Below are 15043 nucleotides of genomic sequence, written 5' to 3'. Positions count from 1 at the left end.
TTGGAAGACATCAGCCCTGCATTCGTCCCAAGCGATGCTATCTACGGAATGGCCGAGCGCATAGGCTCAAATCGATGATGCACCTGGGCATCACTTCTGGAGGAGGACACAATGTCGAAAGTTCTCAAATACCTGGCGATCGCAGCGGGGCTGCTGGCCTCACTCACTCTGGTTGCCTCACCCGCAGCCGCAAGACCGACTCCCAGAGCTGTCTCGCAGACGGCGCCCGGTTGCGAGGGTGATGCCTGCTCGGGTCTCGACCCGATCGAGGCTGGCTGCTCCGGGGACGCCTACACGGTCACAAGCTTGGAAACCGAGCTCGGGGGCGGAATCATCGAAGTTAGGTGGTCCCCATCTTGCGAGACGAACTGGGCTCGCTGGACCAAATACCCGACCGGCCTGTGCATGAACTGTTCGCCGATGGCGATTCGGGCTGTGCAGGACGGTGGATACAGTCAGTCTCTGGAGCTCACAACCGCGAAGCTCTCCAACGGCGATTCCGCGTGGACACCGATGATCTACAGCCCCGTCAAGGCGGTCAAAGCTGAGGCGAAGATGTGGTGCGGAGGGCCGGGCATCGTCGGCTCTGCATTCGACTGCGCCATGGGCGGGTGGGAGTCTACGAAGTCAGTCTAGGTTCGGTCGAAGCGATCCCCGCCACGCAAGTCGTGGCGGGGATTTCCTACGTAAGCGCCAAAGGTTCGACCACCGTGCTCTCGGTCAGGTGTTGCCCCGCATAGAAGAGGTACACACCACCCCTTGGCCGAAGGAGCCACCCGTGAACCGCACCGCCGCTCTCCCGCGCAAGACCGCCACTGCCGGCGACACCCTCACGAGACTCCTCGCCACCGACCTCACCCGGTTCGTGGAAAGCGCCTGGGGCTTCACGCCTGTCCTGCACGTCACCGCCACCTCCCGGAGCGACGCGAGCATCCACGTCGACGGGGACGTCGCCCGACCAGGAGGAGTCCTCACCCCGGCGCACCGCGCGAGCATGCAGCAGTTCATCGCCAACTGGATCCGCGACGTCAACGAGGCCAGCGCCGTCGCCCTGCGTTCGTTCGCAGTGTAGGTGCCGCGCGCGGCTTAGGCCTCGGCGTCGGCAGTGGCTGACGCGGCGTCCGCCCGCTTCACCGTGCGATACACAGTCGCCCTCGACACGTCGAAAAGTGACGCGATTTCTCCGATGCTCATGCGGCCCTCGACCTGGAGCTCCACCAGGTGGCGCTGCTTCGAGGCGGAGAGCTTCGGCTGCTTTCCCTTGAGCCTGCCCTTCGCTTTCGCGACCGCCATGCCCTCTCGCGTGCGCTGCCGGATCAGGTCACGTTCGAACTCGGCGACCATGGAGAGCACGTTGAACATGAGCCGGCCGACCGGGTCGGTCGGATCGTAGATGGCGCCACCGATGCTCAAGGTCACCTCTTTCGCCATGAGCTCGTCGACGATGTCGCTCGCATCCCTCACGGACCTGGCAAGGCGGTCGAGTTTGGTGACGACGAGCATGTCTCCCGAGCGGCAGACGGCCAAGGCTTTCTCGAGGCCGGGTCGCGATCGGTTGGCGCCCGTCATGCCGTGGTCGAGGTACATGCGGTCCGCAGTCACGCCGAGACGCTCGAGTGCGTCGGTCTGCGCGGTGAGGTCCTGATCGACGGTGGAGACGCGGGCGTACCCAATTTTGAGCGAGGTCACGCTCCAGTGTGGCGTATAGGACCCCGTCACTGCGAGTCCCTACGCACAGGTCTTACGCACACTCGGGGCCGAGCAAATCCGCGCATGCCGTCACGACTCCCGCTGGTTGCAAATGACGTTCGGCTTACGGACACCCCGAGCCGCGAGGTTCGCGCCTGTCGCCCCCGGATCGTCCTGGCCAGGTCGACGCCTCTCCGGGGGAGCGCTCGGGCGGCAGCCGCTATTGGCCATTCCCCGCATAGAGGAGGTATCGAGTTGTCGCCGCACACAGTGCCGGTGACGAACACCCGACTTCGGAGGCGACACCCATGACGACTGCAACCGCTCGACGCGAAGCTGCCCGAGGCAACGGTGTCGCATCCGCCGGTCAGTTCGGCCTCCAGACCCATTCGGCGCCGGGCATGTTCCTGCCGGTCGATCGGGTGAAGCAGATGGACGAGCAGATCGCCGCCTACACGAAGGCTCGGGACAACCTCATCTCCACCGGTCAGGTCTACGCCGGCAAGCAGCTCCTCGCCCTGTTCCCGACCGCTGTTCGCGCAGACGTGACCTTCGCCGATCGCATCGGCCGCTACGACGAGCCCGTGGAAGATCCGGACGTCGTGCGAGTTCGGGACCTAGCGATCTTCGACAAGGACCACGTCGACCTGGTGGAGAAGCTCGACGACGACATCGAACAGATCAAAGACACCGCCGCGGGAGAGCATCGCAAGCTCACGAAGGCGGAGCAGAACAAGCTCACCACCCTCGAGACCGACCGGGACCGGCTGCGGGAGCATGCGGCGATCGCGCTCTCCGCGATGGAGTACCAGGCCATGTCGGCGGACTTCGACCGCGAGTACCAGCTGACCATCTCGAAGGTGGACCTCTCCGTCGATAAAGCGAAGGATCTCCACTTCGAGGCAATGGACCGAGCCCGCGCAGAAGCGCACGCCACCATCGACCTGTACCGACAGGACCTCGCCGCCTACGCCGAGGACTACCGGCTCGACCAGGTGGGCCACGTGGAAGTCCACACTCGCGACGCTGACGCGTTCGAGGAGGAACAGGAGAACATCACCGTCAACCGCGTCTTCGACCGCGACGGCGATGTCATCTACGACTACGCGACCGGTGGCGACAGCGACGACGTCGACGAGCTCGTGGAGTTCGCAGAGCAGGGGCTCTACGATCTGAACGCGAAGACGGACGACGCGAACCTGCGTCAGATGTCGAAGCTCGCCCGCGACGCCGCCACCTTCGGGATCGACCCGCAGCACACGTCCAAGGGACTGCCGGCATCGAACGGCACGTTCGGGAAGATGCCGCTGTGGGACCCCAGCTCCGACCCGACGAGCGTCCCCCTGTTCGATGCCTGAGCTGCTTGCCACTCTCGACTGGCCGTCGTTCTGGGTCGTCGTCGCCGCGGCTGTGACGGCGCCCGCTGTGCTGTTCGGGATCTTCTATGTCGTCGTGTTTGTGTTCGTGTTCGCCTCCAGCCGGAACATCGGCCTCGGCGGATGCATGGTCTGCGATCGGGCGCCGAGGTGCGAGGTGGGGGAGAAGACGGAGCTGCAGGTGCGGTTCCCGAAGCTCTGGCACGACCAGGTGCTGGCGCGGATGCCGGCGCACCGGAAGGCGTGGCGCGCGCACCGCTGGCACCCCGACAACATCGCCGCCCGAGCCCGTTGACCACACTCGCCGAAGTTCCACGAATATAAGAGGAGCAACTCGCCATGACGACTGCAGCAGCATCACGCCGTGAATCCGCCCGCGGCAACGGCACGACCGGGGGCCAGTTCGGGTTTCAGGACCACACACCGCCCGCCGCTGAGCCGTCTGCGGCCTGGCCGGGCACGAACCGAAACGTGCGCGATCACGATTTCGTTCCCGCCAGCGCCGCCGAATGGCCCGGCCTCTACGGCACAGAAGGGCAGGGGTCCGGGCTCGGCGGGAAGCAGTTCGTCGCCCACTACTCCGGCCCCGGCTACGACTACTGGGTCTGCGAATACGACCCCGAGACCCGCCAGGTGTTCGGCTACGCCCGCATCACCGGGCACGGCGACGGCGAGTACGGGTACGCCGACCTAAACGAACTCGAGTCGACCAAGATCGACGTGTTCAACCCGGCATCCACCGGCCCATCCAACTGGACCGTCAAGACGGCCGCGATCAACCGCGACACCGACTTCGAAGGCCTCCCCGCAGAGCAGCGATACGCGCACCAGCACCTCGACAAGTACCGAGGCCAGGTCCTCGACCAGCTCGACCGCGAAGACCGCGATGTTGTCAACGGGAAGGTCGCGGAGCTGCGCGCGGCGGAGACCCGTTACAAGGCGACCGTCGGTGGCCCGCGTGGGCACCGCGTCTCCACCGTCGTCGAGCTCAACGAGACCCGTCGACAGTTGAGCGCACTCGCTGCACAATACGGCCTCGGTTTCGATCCCGCGGGCGAGGGGGCGTTCACGGTCGCGGCGGTGCCGACCGAAGACTGACACCTGCTCAGGCACGACGAAGCCGGCCTCCCTGATCGTTCGGGAGGCCGGCTTCGTCGTGCAGGCGGGTCAGTGGGCGAGGAATGCAACAGCCCCGAACACGGCGGCCCAGAAAGGGGCTACGACGGCCAGACCCATGAGGACGCCGCGCATGGTGTTGACCGACTCGGAAGAGCCGCGATCGACGGCGGGACCGCGCTCGATGATCGGAATGAGCTCGATCGGAGCTGGGGCTGCCGGGATGGTGTGCGTCGTAGTGGTCATGTGTGGCTCCATGGTTCGGCGGGGTGGTGTCACCTACCTATGCGGGGACCACGAACGAACCCCGCCACGCGGGATGCGTGACGGGGTTCGAAGAGCCGCCGATCTCGGCTTGCTACGCCTTGCGGCGGTGCTGGAGCACGAGCGCGGTCAGCGCGACGAGCGCTGCGCCGGCCAGCCCCAGCGTCCAGGGCAGTGCCGCATCGCCGGTGGTCGCAAGGACGGGGGACTCAGCCTCGACCTCGGGCGCGGCCTCGGTGGGCGCGACGGCGGCGGGTGTCTCAGCCCCGACCGGAACTGTAGTGCTGGTCGCTTCAGGGGCGGCGGTAACCTGGACCATCTCGACGGGCGTGGCCGATGGCACGGTCACGACCGCGCCCGCCGGCAGAGCACACGAGCTCACGCCAGCGAACGGGACGCCGTTGATGGTGCCGCCGTTTATGATCGCGTCCTGATCGATCGGGGTGACGGCGAGGTCGTAGGTCTTGAGGACGTTCGTCGTCTGGGCCAGGTACGTGCAGTGGAAGGCGGTGTTGGTCGGCATCCACTCAGAGGCGAGCCGCATGCCCTTGGCTGAGTTGGCCCGCCCCTCGGCGGCCTGCAGGTTCATCGGGTCGTTGGCGAACGCTTCACGCTTGCCAGCGTCCCACTCGTTCGCGCCACCGGTCCAAGCCGCTGCGAGCGGGATGATGTGGTCGATCTGGACAGCACCGGACGTCGCGACGCCGCGAGTGAAGGGGATCGCCTCGCCCGTGTACGGGTCGTTGAGGGTGCCGCGCTCGACGATGCAGTCGCTGCCGTCGCGGAGGACGACGTTGATGAGGTCACGCCGGAGCGTGTCGTTGCGGGCGTCGCAGCCGCTGCCGTCCGGGTCGGACCAGTGCTTGAACAGGTCGCGGTCATAGCCCGTCTGCGACGAGTTCACCGTCCGAAGCCCCTCTGCAGCGGCCGCGACCGCGGCGCCGTCGACGTACCAGGCGCCGTCCACCTGAGTTGCGAATCCCGCGTCGATGAGCGGCGCGACGTTGCTCTTCGCCATGTCCAGCGTGATCGGGGCCTGCGTCGCCACGGGAGAAGCGAACGCGGGAGAGGCGACGGCGGTGGTGGTGGTGACGAGTGCGAGGAACGCCCCGGCGGTGACGGTGCGGAGAGTGGAGGAGAGAGACATGCGTGCCTTCCAGGCTAGGACGAGCTGACTCCGCTCCTATGCGGGGACGCGCCGGGGCACCCGCGGTCACCTTCTTCACCCCGCATAGAACGGTCATGACCACCCGACATGCCAGCCCGCTCCGTTACCCCGGCGGCAAGGCCCGCATGTCCACATGGCTCGCCGATCGGATGGGGGAGACACGGCAGCTCCTGGAGACCGAAGTCTGGATCGAGCCGTTCGCCGGCGGGCTCGGCGCCGCCCTCACGGCCCTCCTCGGCCATGACGTGCCGGAGGTGTGGGCTGCCGAGCTCAACCCTGCCCTGCACGCATTCTGGACCTCCGCGCTCTGCAATAGCGACCTTGCCGATCGGGTCGCCGTGACTGTGCCGACATTGGACCTGTACTTCGAGAGCCGCGACCTCGTGGCTGCGGCGCTCGCCGGCGAACAAATCCCCGTCGACAAGCTCGGCTACGCGGCGTTCGTCGTCAACCGGTGCTCCCGATCCGGCATCCTCACCGCCAACGTTGGTCCAATGGGCGGGAAGGCCCAGTCAGAAGAGTGGCGAGTGGGGAGCCGCTTCACCGCGGACCGGCTCGCCGCCAGGCTCCGGACCGTCGCTGGCCTCGGCCGCAGCGGGCGCCTCCAGCTGCTCGGCGGCGACGGCATCGACCTCATCGAGCTGCTGCCCGGGTCCGGAGTCGAGCACGAGAGCTTCCTCTTCGTCGATCCGCCCTACGTCGGCGTCGGCAACGCTCTCTACGCCGCCGGCATGGACGCCCAGCTGCACCTGCGGCTCGCGACTGCGCTCGAACGGTGCACGACCCCGTGGGTCCTGACCTACGACGAGCATCCGGACGTGCGCGAGCCCTACCGAGACTTCGCGATCACCCGGTTCCAGATCCCGCACGCCGCGCACCTCGGAAAGATCGGCGCGGAGTACCTGATCACCTCGCCCCAGATCGCTGACGTGACGACCAACCCGCTCGGGAAGGGCTCCGCAGAGCCAGTAGCTGTGCTTCAGCGGAACCTGGCACAAGGTGCGCGTCGAGTGGGTGAGCCAGCACCGCGATCCCGCATACGATGCTCGAGTGACCGATACGCTGACGCCGCCGTCGACGACCGCTGACCTCCAATCCCGCCTCCGGGCTTACGTCTCCTGGGTTCAGGGCAACCTCTCCGGAGATGAGAAGGGCGAAGCGCAGCTCTACCTTGAGCGGCTCTTCCAGGCGTTCGGTCACGAAGGCGTTCGCGAAGCGGGTGCGACATTCGAGGACCGCATCAAGAAGGAGCGCGGGGGTGTCGTGTTCGCGGACCTGATGTGGAAGCCGGTCGTCCTCATCGAGATGAAGAAGCGCGGCTCATCACTCGCCCGCCACTACCGGCAGATCTTCGACTACTGGACTCGCGCTGTGCCGAGCCGACCCCGCTACGCCGTGCTCTGCAACTTCGACGAGTTCTGGATCTACGACTTCGACCACCAGGTCGATGCGCCCATGGATCGGGTGAAGCTCGAGGACCTTCCTCACCGCTGGGAAGCGCTCGCCTTTCTGCTTCCCGACAACCCCACGCCGCGATTCGAGAATGACCTCGTTGAAGTCACTCGTGCGGCCGCAGCTAAGGTCGCGAAGCTGTTCACTTCGCTCAAGACCCGTGACGTGGACACCGAGGAAGCTCAACGTTTTGTCCTCCAGTGCGTGATGGCAATGTTCTCCGAGGACATCGGTCTCCTGCCTCGGCACTTCTTCAGCGAGGCCCTCGACGATGCTCTCGCCGGTGCCAGCGCGTACGACCTGCTCGGCGGGCTCTTCCGCGAGATGAACACGCCAGGAAGCACCGGCGGCGGCAGGTTCAAGGGCACCCCGTACTTCAATGGAGGCCTGTTCGCGACGATCACGCCGATCGAGCTCGACGAGGGCGAAGTCGAACTGCTCCGCGACGCGGCTCGCGAGAACTGGAGCGGCGTGCGTCCCGAAATCTTCGGCACGCTCTTTGAGGGCTCCATGGACGCCGGTGAGCGCCACGCGACTGGGGCTCACTTCACCTCTCCCGCTGAGATAGCCATGGTGGTGACACCGGTGATCGTCGAACCCTGGCAGAAGCGCATCGACGAGGCGAACAGCATCCCAGAGCTCGAGCGGGTACTCAGCGACCTCAGCCAGTTCCAGGTGCTCGACCCAGCCTGCGGATCCGGCAACTTCCTCTACATCGCGTTTCGCGAACTTCGCAGACTCGAGCATGAAGTCCAGGAACGCATCAGAGAACGCCGCAGGTCCGGGAACATTGCCGGTCAAGCAAGCTTTTCGGTCATCTCGCTCGAGCAGTTCCACGGCCTCGACACGAATGGGTTCGCTGTCGAGATCGCGAAGGTCACGCTGCAACTCGGCAAGAAACTGGCTCTTGACGAGCTCGGTGAGCACGAGAACGTCCTTCCGCTCGACAACCTCTCGTCGTCGATCGTTCGCGCGGATGCGCTCTTCGACCCGTGGCCTGCCGCAGACGCCATCATCGGCAACCCTCCATTTATCGGTCGAGGCAAGATGCGGGCCGAGCTGGGAGACGCCTACTGCGACGCGATCGATCGGAAGTACGGCACGCGAGGCCTTGCGGACTTCGTGACGTACTGGATCCCGCTCGCGCACGACCACCTCCCCGACGGCGGCCGCGCCGGGTTCGTGGCGACCAAATCCATCCGTGAGGTGAGTGGCCGCAGAGCATCGCTGGACTACGTGGTCGACCACGGAGGAGTCATCTTCGACGCGCACCCTTCCGTTCCATGGACTGGGGATGCTGTGGTCGAGGTAGCGATCGTCTGCTGGCAAAAGGGAGGTGAACAACCGGCCCAGAAGAAGCTCTGGGCGGTCGCGGGCGCGGCGCCCCTGGTTGTCGACACGATCACCTCGGCGCTCTCGACTGACATCGACCTCCGCGCAGCGAAGATCATTCGTGCCAACAAGGGATCCGTCTTCCAAGGAGTGACCGCCGGCAACATGGCCGCATTCCGCCTCACCCCTTCACAGGCTGCGCAGTTCATAAGCCAGGCCCCGGGGGCCGCGGAAATCCTGCACCCGTTCCTGGGAGGTGAAAAGTTCCTCAAGCAGTCGGCCACAGACAGCTGGACGATTGACCTCGCAACGGATGACGCCAGCGAGGCCTGGCGGAAGTTCCCTTCAGTGATGGAGCACCTGCAGGCTACGTCGCTGCCCGCCGCTCAAGCGAAGGCCGACGAGGAACTTCGAAAGAAGGGAAAGCCAGCAGAGCGGACAAAGTACCTGCAGACCTGGTGGCTCACGTGGCGCCGGCGCCCACACATGATCAGGTCGCTCACTGGCCTGCCTCGCTTTATCGCCCTGACCCGGGTTGCCGCGGACGGACGAATCCCCGTCTACACCTTCGTGGACGGGGGCACCCTCGTCGACGACAGCACGGTCGCTTTCCCCTTCGCGGACGACTATTCGTTTGGGATACTGCAAAGCCGATTGCACGAGCTCTGGTTCCGCGCGCGGTGCTCATCCATGCGTGTGGACCCCAGGTACACGTCAACGACAGTCGCTGACTGCTTCCCGTGGCCGCAGACTCCGGACCCTGCCAAGGCGCAACAGGTAGCTGACTTCGCGGCCGAGCTCGTGGAGCTGAGAGCCGCGGCTCTCGCGGACGGAGTGACGCTTGCGAAGCAGTACGACGTGCTTCGGCATCCGGGTCGTTCGAGTTTGCGGACGATCCACGACAAGTTGGAGGCCTCGGTTCGAGACCTGTACGGGTTCGCCGATGACGTCGACGACTTGGCGCAGCTCTTGGCCCTGAATATAAGCGTCAGCGATGCCGAGGCTGCTGGGGATCGCGTGACCGCGCCGGGGCCCGTGCCCGGTGTCTCATCGACGTCGACGTGGGCGTTCCCGACAAGACCTCTGCCGGTAGAAGGTTCCTGAAACAAGATTTCGCACATGCCCGCATAGACGGGGCATGAGCACTTCAGAAGCCACGGCCGAGGCCGTCATCATCACTGTCCCTGCGACGAACCCGATCGAGGCAGCCCGCGAAGTTGAGGTCGCCATCGAGAATGGCGCGATCGCGGCGCGCCGCGTCACCGTCCTCGAGACGATCAAGAAGGTCCTCGAGGCGCCGATCGCCGCCGACCGGAAGAAGACGCTGATCGCGATGCGTCTGCGCCGCGCTCGGATTGTCCGCTCTGAGTTCAAGACTGCCGCCGCCTACAACAAAGCCCTCAAGGAGGCGAGCGTCTTCGAGACCCCGCTCGGGGGGCTCTCCTACAAGTCCCCGGGCACATCGAAGCCGTCCATCTCGGACGCCGACAAGCACCTCGCCTGGGCAACAGAGAACGCGCCAGACACGATCGAGGACTACCTGGAGATCGACCCGGAGCGCATCCACGAAGCGATCGCGTACCTCGCCGAGCACAAGCCGGAGCTGGTGCTCGCACGCAAGCGTGTGAGTGAAGACGCCGAAAGCGCACTCCTCAAGACCGCAGTTCGCGGCGACGAGGACGAGGTCAAGGTCCCGGTCGGCAGCGAGCCTGTCCTGGTCACTGTCAACTTCATCACGTTCTCCACACCGACTGCAGAGAACACCACGTGGTCGGCGTCAAAGTCGAAGTCCGCGGGTGAGGACGCAGTCGAAGCGTGGCTCGAAGGCAACCGCGAGGGCATCATCACTGCTATCGCCGGTGCGCTCGCCCCGGGTACGAAGGACCCCAGCATCGGGCAACTCGCCCCAGTACGATCTCCACAGCTCTGAGCCGCCACTACGCTTGCCGCATGAGCTCGCCCACCGCCTACGAACTTGCCGCCTGGAACGATCTTCAGAGGCACAAGGGCCGGCCACTGACACGAGTGGTGCGAGGCGTGGGAAGCAGAGTCGCCCAGGGGGCGGAGAGCCTGGCCGCGCGAGCGACAGAGGCGCTCGAAACGCACCCGAAGGCACGCAGATTCGTCGACACGGGACGTGAAGCGACTTCAAGAGGATCAGAGAGACTCGCACGGACCGCTGGCCGTGTGCGAGAGGGGATTCCAGAGAGCGTAGCTAGCTGGGCCGGAGAGGCTTTCGGCGCTGCGCAGCGCACCGTCGGGCGTATCGCGCGAACAGGACTCTCTCCTGATCAGGTAATCAGGCAGCACCAGAAGCATGGCCACAGCGTGTCGAAACTCTTCGAGCTCAGGTCCCTGGATCTTGAACAGGTCGATGCGGTTCGCGGACGAGGCGCGAACATGTCCTACCCGGCCTTGGCGGCCGCTTCAGGCATGAGCGCCGGCTTCGTGATCTCAGGGAGCGAGTTTGCGGTTCCCGCAACCGCGGGCGCAGCCGCCGCGCCCTCCATCGGCGCCATTGCATCAGCAGTAACTCTTGATGCGGCCGCCGTCCTAGCCCTCGCTTCGCGATCCGTAGGCCACGTTGCGCTGACTTACGGATACGACCCGGAAGAGCCAGGAGAGCGATTGTTCGTGATGTCGGTCATCAACTCAGGCACGGCCTTGTCTGCGGGCGCGAAGACCGCCGCCTTGGCCGATATCTCGAGACTGACGCAAGCTCTCTACCGCGGCCAGACTTGGGCGATCCTCGACAAATCGGTGGTCTCACAAGTGGCCAAACGCTTCGCCACAGCTTTCAAAGTCCGCGTGACGAAGCAATCCCTAGGCAAATTCGTGCCACTCGCTGGTATTGCGCTCGGCGGCGTCTTCAACTGGGCAACGCTTGAAGGCATCGTGGACGCGGCGGATGTGGCGTATCGCCGGAGATTCCTCCTAGAGAAGTATCCGCAGCTCGAATCAGTTGACACCGACATTCACCCAGGCCTGGCCGCGGACGAGGCAGACGACGAAACGATCAGTATCGTGGACGAAATCAGAAGCTCCGGAGGACCGGATCTGGGCCAAGACGGACTCGATTCAAGTTCGAACGAGGACCTGACTGACTAACGGTCGCGGCAACTTGCCGCTAGACATCCCAGGTGACCCCGTCTGCTTCGGTCGTGACGAAGGTCGGGATCCCGTTCTTCTGGGCGGCTGCGATCACCGATTGCGTGCCGCGAGATCCCGGGCGCGGAAACGCAAGGCGGACGTCGGCACCGAGCGGTGCCATGCGCTGATTGCGCACCGGGCCCGCGCGCTTACCGCCCTCCCGGGCCCACCGCGCCGCGTGCCGCTTGACATCCCACTCATTCGCTTATGCAATACCGTCAGCGATCAGGTCGGCGCCAGTGGGGCATCCGCCGTGCACGATGACGACGGGGAAGTCGTCGGGGTTGAGGAACGCGCTGGCCTTCGTGATCGCAGCTCCGATCAGCTCTCGGCTCTCCCAGTCGCGTGATCCAGTGATGAGGATGCGGAAGCGCCGCTCGATCTGGCGCAGGCGACGGTTGAGTTCGTCGCCGAGCCCGTGGAAGTAGCGTCGGAGGGAGTGCGCGAACTCACCGCCGAACTCGACCCCGCCGGGGGAGCCGAGGGAGGCGACCTCGGGGCCGAGCATGTGCCGCTGGTGGGTCAGATCAGCGAGGGCGTGGAGGACTTTCGCGACGTGTTCAATAGGCACATCCGGCGCTTGTCGGATCACGCGCGCCGCCGGTTGCTCGCCCCCGAGGGAGCATGGATCGCGGGTCATGCTCGTCCCCGATCACCGGGTGGCGGGCGGTGGGGCCCGCGGTCGAGACGCACGCATCCATCCGATGTGGTCTGCGGGCCGACTCTGACGGCGACGTACCGCGGTTCCGCCGTCGTCTGGGACAGAACGCCCGCAGGCGTCTGCGCTTCACTCTTGGCAGGCGCGGTTCGCCGGGTTTGGTCCAGCATCCCGGTCACCGTCCCAGGAGCTCGATCGCCTGGTGAAGCTGGCCACCGATGCTCCGGCCGGTCGCCAGGCACGCGTCGACGTCGTCCATCGCCCGGTGACCGGTGGATGGCGCGACCCGGTCGATGTCGAAACCGGAGTAGCGGGCGAGGAAGAGTTCGACGCTGGTGAGGTCGATGCTGCGGTGGTGGAGCTTCGCGAACGTCAGCGGCAAGTGCTCGCGCAGGAAGTTGCGGTCAAGAGTGACCGAGTTGCCGACGAGCAGCAGCGGGACGCCGTCTGCGTGCGACTCGAGGTACGCGGCGATGCGCGCGTCCACGTCTGCGACGCTCAGGCTGGCGTGGTCGACGTCGGCGATGAGGCCGCTCTTGGTGTGCATGTCCACGACGAAGTCGTTCATGCGGCCACGCCACGGGAAGACGGGGAAGATCGACTCCCGGGGGCTCTGCTGGGCGACGACGAGGGAGATCCCGTCGTCGACGGGGGAGAGGTCGTTCGTGACGACGCGGGCGGCGACCTCGAGGACGAGGCCGGTCTGCTCGTCGAGACCGGTGGTCTCCAGATCGATGCAGGCGAGGAGGGACGGGTGCGGGGCGTGAGTGCTCATGCTCCATCTATGCGGGCAAGCCCCTGCGACTGCCCACCCGGCCGAGCTATCCCTTCGAGAGGAGTTCGAGCGCGGCGGCCGAGAGTTGGACGCGAGCCCGCATCTCTACCGGTTCAACAGCCTCGGCGTGGACACGCTCGACCGATGCACGGTGCGCGGCGAGTCGCTCGAGTGCGATTTGATCGCTGGCGCCGCCGAGATAGTGGCTGTAGATGTTCATGGTCACCGTGGCGCTGCTGTGCCCGAGCCAGCTGGAGACGGTGGCGACATCGATCCCTGCCGAGAGCCAACGGGTTGCAGCGGTGTGGCGGAGATCATGGATGCGGAAGCCGATGCCGAGTGTCTTCCAGTCGAGGAAGCGTTTGAAATTGGTGCCGTTGAGTCGCCCGCCGACACGGGATGTGAAGATCAGAGCGTCGGATGTCTTGCCACTGATGTGACGCTCGATGATGTCCCGCGCCCGCGGTGAAAGAGGTACTCGACGCACCCGACCGCTCTTCGTTGACTTCGGCTCGTAGCCGTCTGAGGCGCTACTGGACACGGTGATGTATGGCCTGGGGATCGCTTCGTAGCGTGAAACTCGGAGGTCAGCCAGTTCGCCCCAGCGCAGGCCGGTCTCGAGGAAGAACTCGAGGATCTCAGCGTACGGTCCATGCCTTTTCGCAGCGCCAGCCACGACGGATGCGCTCTGCTCGTAGGTCATGGCCCTGATCGATTCCGGGGATGTCGCGACGGCCGTGGGCACGGACGTTTTCGAGATCGGATCGGCACCCACGAGTTCCTGCGAGATCGCCCAGGTGAACACAGATTTCACTGCCGTTCGCCACCGAACGACGCTGGAACGTTGGTAGCCGGCGGCGAGGAGCTCGTCGTACCACTGGGCGATCATGGGGGAGGTGATGCGGCCGATCGGCAGTTTCGCCAACCGCTCTGGAAAGTAGGTCTCCGTCGCGAAACGGATCGCGTCGAGCGATTGCGGGTTCATGACACCATCTTTCGCCTCGAGGAACGCGACGGCGACGGTCGCGAACTTCGTCCGACCCTTGACCGGCTTGATGAATGTCTGCTCCCGCAGCGCGATCTTCTGCGTCACCTCCCATTCGCGAGCCTGGCTCTGCTGGTTGGGCTCGAAGACCTTCGAAGCGACCTCGACCCCGCCCGTGTAGATCCGAACTCGATGCTTGCCGTTCCCGAGCGTCGTGATCATGCTGCGCTCTCGTTGGAACCGGATAGGAACGTCTTGAGCCAAGCTCGGACCTCTGATTCGAAGAAGCGGATCTGCTTCCCCATCTTGAGCGGGTTCTTCGGGCCCTTCCCTTCTGAGTTGAAGTGGTAGAGCGTGCTCTTAGGGAGGCCAGTGAGTTCGGCCAGATCCTCCATCGAGTAGAGGCGACCGAGGGGTGCCCCGGCACCGAGCTCGACGGGCTGAGGGGCGCCAGCGACCTTGCGGCTGCGGGTGGACGTGGACGATGCGTTCTGAGTGCTCATGTCACTCCCTATGCGCGAACTCGCGAGGAAGAGCGAAGAAGGGCGCCCGGACCGTTGCGGACCGTGCCGGTCAAGACCGGCATTCCACCGGCACGCGCCACGAGAGAGCCCCGCCCGCTGCGCCGAGGCGACACCGTTCCGTTGCGGACCGTTGCTTGTGCTTGCCGATCCCACCACAAGCACCGCACCCGGTGGCTCCACCGGCATTTGACCGGCATTTGTCGCCATCTGGGTAGCAAAAACCCCCGAAGCAGAAAGAGCGAATGTCTTCCTGACCGGGGGTTTCTCGCGGTGGGTGATGCGGGACTCGAACCCACGACCTCTTCCGTGTGAAGGAAGCGCGCTACCAACTGCGCCAATCACCCGCGACGAGGACTAATCATGCCACAGATTCGGGCTGTGGATGATCACCGACGTGCGCGAGGGTGTTGTGTGTCGCCACTCCGGCAGGCCCTGACCCGCACGGCAGGCTCGTGACGCCTCACGACGGCGTTCGCCCCATCGTGCAGGCAGCTCGAGAGTGGGCATCGCTCTGTTTTCGCGATCGCGACCTGCCGTTCTGACCAGGTCTTTCC

Annotated in this window: 16 protein-coding genes and 1 tRNA gene; 9 read left to right on the top strand and 8 right to left on the bottom strand. The window is 65.4% G+C overall.

Annotation, left to right across the window (positions count from 1 at the left end; genetic code table 11):
* Positions 1-111: 111 nt before the first annotated feature.
* The gene (locus C5E06_RS09405) at positions 112-636 is read left to right on the top strand and encodes a DUF2690 domain-containing protein (RefSeq protein WP_104306673.1); all 525 of its coding nucleotides are present in this window, start codon (positions 112-114) and stop codon (positions 634-636) included.
* 142 nt (positions 637-778) lie between these two features.
* Positions 779-1072, top strand: a complete 294-nt coding sequence (locus tag C5E06_RS09400) for a hypothetical protein (RefSeq protein ID WP_104306672.1) — start codon at positions 779-781, stop codon at positions 1070-1072.
* 14 nt (positions 1073-1086) lie between these two features.
* On the opposite strand, the gene C5E06_RS09395 is transcribed toward C5E06_RS09400, so the two are convergent.
* Positions 1087-1689 (bottom strand): recombinase family protein, encoded by a 603-nt coding sequence (locus C5E06_RS09395; RefSeq protein WP_104306671.1) that lies wholly within the window; start codon positions 1687-1689, stop codon positions 1087-1089.
* A 308-nt stretch (positions 1690-1997) separates the two neighbouring features.
* On the opposite strand from C5E06_RS09395, the gene C5E06_RS09390 reads away from it, so the two are divergent.
* From C5E06_RS09390 to C5E06_RS09380, 3 genes are read left to right on the top strand one after another with little or no spacing between them, the layout of a single operon-like run.
* Positions 1998-3047, top strand: a complete 1050-nt coding sequence (locus C5E06_RS09390) for a hypothetical protein (RefSeq protein ID WP_104306670.1) — start codon at positions 1998-2000, stop codon at positions 3045-3047.
* Positions 3040-3360, top strand: a complete 321-nt coding sequence (locus C5E06_RS09385; RefSeq protein WP_104306669.1) for a hypothetical protein — start codon at positions 3040-3042, stop codon at positions 3358-3360. The genes C5E06_RS09390 and C5E06_RS09385 overlap by 8 nt, the downstream gene beginning before the upstream one ends.
* Before the next feature lie 44 nt (positions 3361-3404).
* Positions 3405-4163, top strand: a complete 759-nt coding sequence (locus tag C5E06_RS09380) for a hypothetical protein (protein ID WP_104306668.1) — start codon at positions 3405-3407, stop codon at positions 4161-4163.
* A 69-nt stretch (positions 4164-4232) separates the two neighbouring features.
* Here the strand turns inward: C5E06_RS09380 and C5E06_RS09375 are convergent, their stop codons facing one another.
* Complete coding sequence (locus C5E06_RS09375) at positions 4233-4427, bottom strand: hypothetical protein (protein WP_104306667.1); 195 nt, start codon at positions 4425-4427, stop codon at positions 4233-4235.
* Between the two features lie 112 nt (positions 4428-4539).
* On the bottom strand, positions 4540-5592 hold the full coding sequence (locus C5E06_RS09370) for an HNH endonuclease family protein (RefSeq protein ID WP_104306666.1): 1053 nt from the start codon (positions 5590-5592) through the stop codon (positions 4540-4542).
* Between the two features lie 95 nt (positions 5593-5687).
* On the opposite strand from C5E06_RS09370, the gene C5E06_RS09365 reads away from it, so the two are divergent.
* The 4 genes from C5E06_RS09365 (at position 5688) to C5E06_RS09350 (ending at position 11505) form a co-directional block, all read left to right on the top strand.
* Positions 5688-6701 (top strand): DNA adenine methylase, encoded by a 1014-nt coding sequence (locus tag C5E06_RS09365; protein ID WP_104306665.1) that lies wholly within the window; start codon positions 5688-5690, stop codon positions 6699-6701.
* Complete coding sequence (locus tag C5E06_RS09360; protein WP_104306664.1) at positions 6664-9501, top strand: DNA methyltransferase; 2838 nt, start codon at positions 6664-6666, stop codon at positions 9499-9501. The genes C5E06_RS09365 and C5E06_RS09360 overlap by 38 nt, the downstream gene beginning before the upstream one ends.
* A 34-nt stretch (positions 9502-9535) precedes the next feature.
* Positions 9536-10327, top strand: a complete 792-nt coding sequence (locus tag C5E06_RS09355) for a hypothetical protein (protein ID WP_104306663.1) — start codon at positions 9536-9538, stop codon at positions 10325-10327.
* Between the two features lie 398 nt (positions 10328-10725).
* Positions 10726-11505 carry an EcsC family protein gene (locus C5E06_RS09350; RefSeq protein WP_258067573.1) on the top strand — a complete coding sequence of 260 codons (780 nt, stop codon included), beginning with the start codon at positions 10726-10728 and terminating at the stop codon, positions 11503-11505.
* A 247-nt stretch (positions 11506-11752) separates the two neighbouring features.
* On the opposite strand, the gene C5E06_RS19485 is transcribed toward C5E06_RS09350, so the two are convergent.
* The 5 genes from C5E06_RS19485 to C5E06_RS09325 all read right to left on the bottom strand — a co-directional run bounded on the left by C5E06_RS19485 (position 11753) and on the right by C5E06_RS09325 (position 14833).
* Positions 11753-12118: an SLOG family protein gene (locus tag C5E06_RS19485; RefSeq protein WP_219820195.1), complete on the bottom strand. Its 366-nt coding sequence runs from the start codon at positions 12116-12118 to the stop codon at positions 11753-11755.
* 262 nt (positions 12119-12380) lie between these two features.
* Positions 12381-12980, bottom strand: coding sequence for an exonuclease domain-containing protein (locus tag C5E06_RS09340; RefSeq protein WP_104306661.1), 600 nt, complete (start codon positions 12978-12980; stop codon positions 12381-12383).
* Between the two features lie 46 nt (positions 12981-13026).
* The gene (locus C5E06_RS09335) at positions 13027-14187 is read right to left on the bottom strand and encodes a site-specific integrase (RefSeq protein WP_104306660.1); all 1161 of its coding nucleotides are present in this window, start codon (positions 14185-14187) and stop codon (positions 13027-13029) included.
* Positions 14184-14468, bottom strand: a complete 285-nt coding sequence (locus C5E06_RS19225) for an AlpA family transcriptional regulator (protein WP_181062923.1) — start codon at positions 14466-14468, stop codon at positions 14184-14186. The genes C5E06_RS09335 and C5E06_RS19225 overlap by 4 nt, the downstream gene beginning before the upstream one ends.
* Before the next feature lie 292 nt (positions 14469-14760).
* Positions 14761-14833, bottom strand: a tRNA-Val gene (locus C5E06_RS09325).
* Positions 14834-15043: the final 210 nt, after the last annotated feature.

It is taken from the genome of Pseudoclavibacter sp. RFBI5, from assembly GCF_002931395.1.
Lineage (GTDB): Bacteria > Actinomycetota > Actinomycetes > Actinomycetales > Microbacteriaceae > Pseudoclavibacter.
This window is presented reverse-complemented; position numbering and strand designations above follow the sequence as displayed.

Coding starts and splice junctions, on each gene's coding strand:
- C5E06_RS09370 (WP_104306666.1), bottom strand. CDS start 5,592: ATGTCTCTCTCCTCCACTCTCCGCACCGTCACCGCCGGGGCGTTCCTC.
- C5E06_RS09380 (WP_104306668.1), top strand. CDS start 3,405: ATGACGACTGCAGCAGCATCACGCCGTGAATCCGCCCGCGGCAACGGC.
- C5E06_RS09375 (WP_104306667.1), bottom strand. CDS start 4,427: ATGACCACTACGACGCACACCATCCCGGCAGCCCCAGCTCCGATCGAG.
- C5E06_RS19225 (WP_181062923.1), bottom strand. CDS start 14,468: ATGAGCACTCAGAACGCATCGTCCACGTCCACCCGCAGCCGCAAGGTC.
- C5E06_RS09385 (WP_104306669.1), top strand. CDS start 3,040: ATGCCTGAGCTGCTTGCCACTCTCGACTGGCCGTCGTTCTGGGTCGTC.
- C5E06_RS09405 (WP_104306673.1), top strand. CDS start 112: ATGTCGAAAGTTCTCAAATACCTGGCGATCGCAGCGGGGCTGCTGGCC.
- C5E06_RS09340 (WP_104306661.1), bottom strand. CDS start 12,980: ATGAGCACTCACGCCCCGCACCCGTCCCTCCTCGCCTGCATCGATCTG.
- C5E06_RS09390 (WP_104306670.1), top strand. CDS start 1,998: ATGACGACTGCAACCGCTCGACGCGAAGCTGCCCGAGGCAACGGTGTC.
- C5E06_RS09365 (WP_104306665.1), top strand. CDS start 5,688: ATGACCACCCGACATGCCAGCCCGCTCCGTTACCCCGGCGGCAAGGCC.
- C5E06_RS09335 (WP_104306660.1), bottom strand. CDS start 14,187: ATGATCACGACGCTCGGGAACGGCAAGCATCGAGTTCGGATCTACACG.
- C5E06_RS09355 (WP_104306663.1), top strand. CDS start 9,536: ATGAGCACTTCAGAAGCCACGGCCGAGGCCGTCATCATCACTGTCCCT.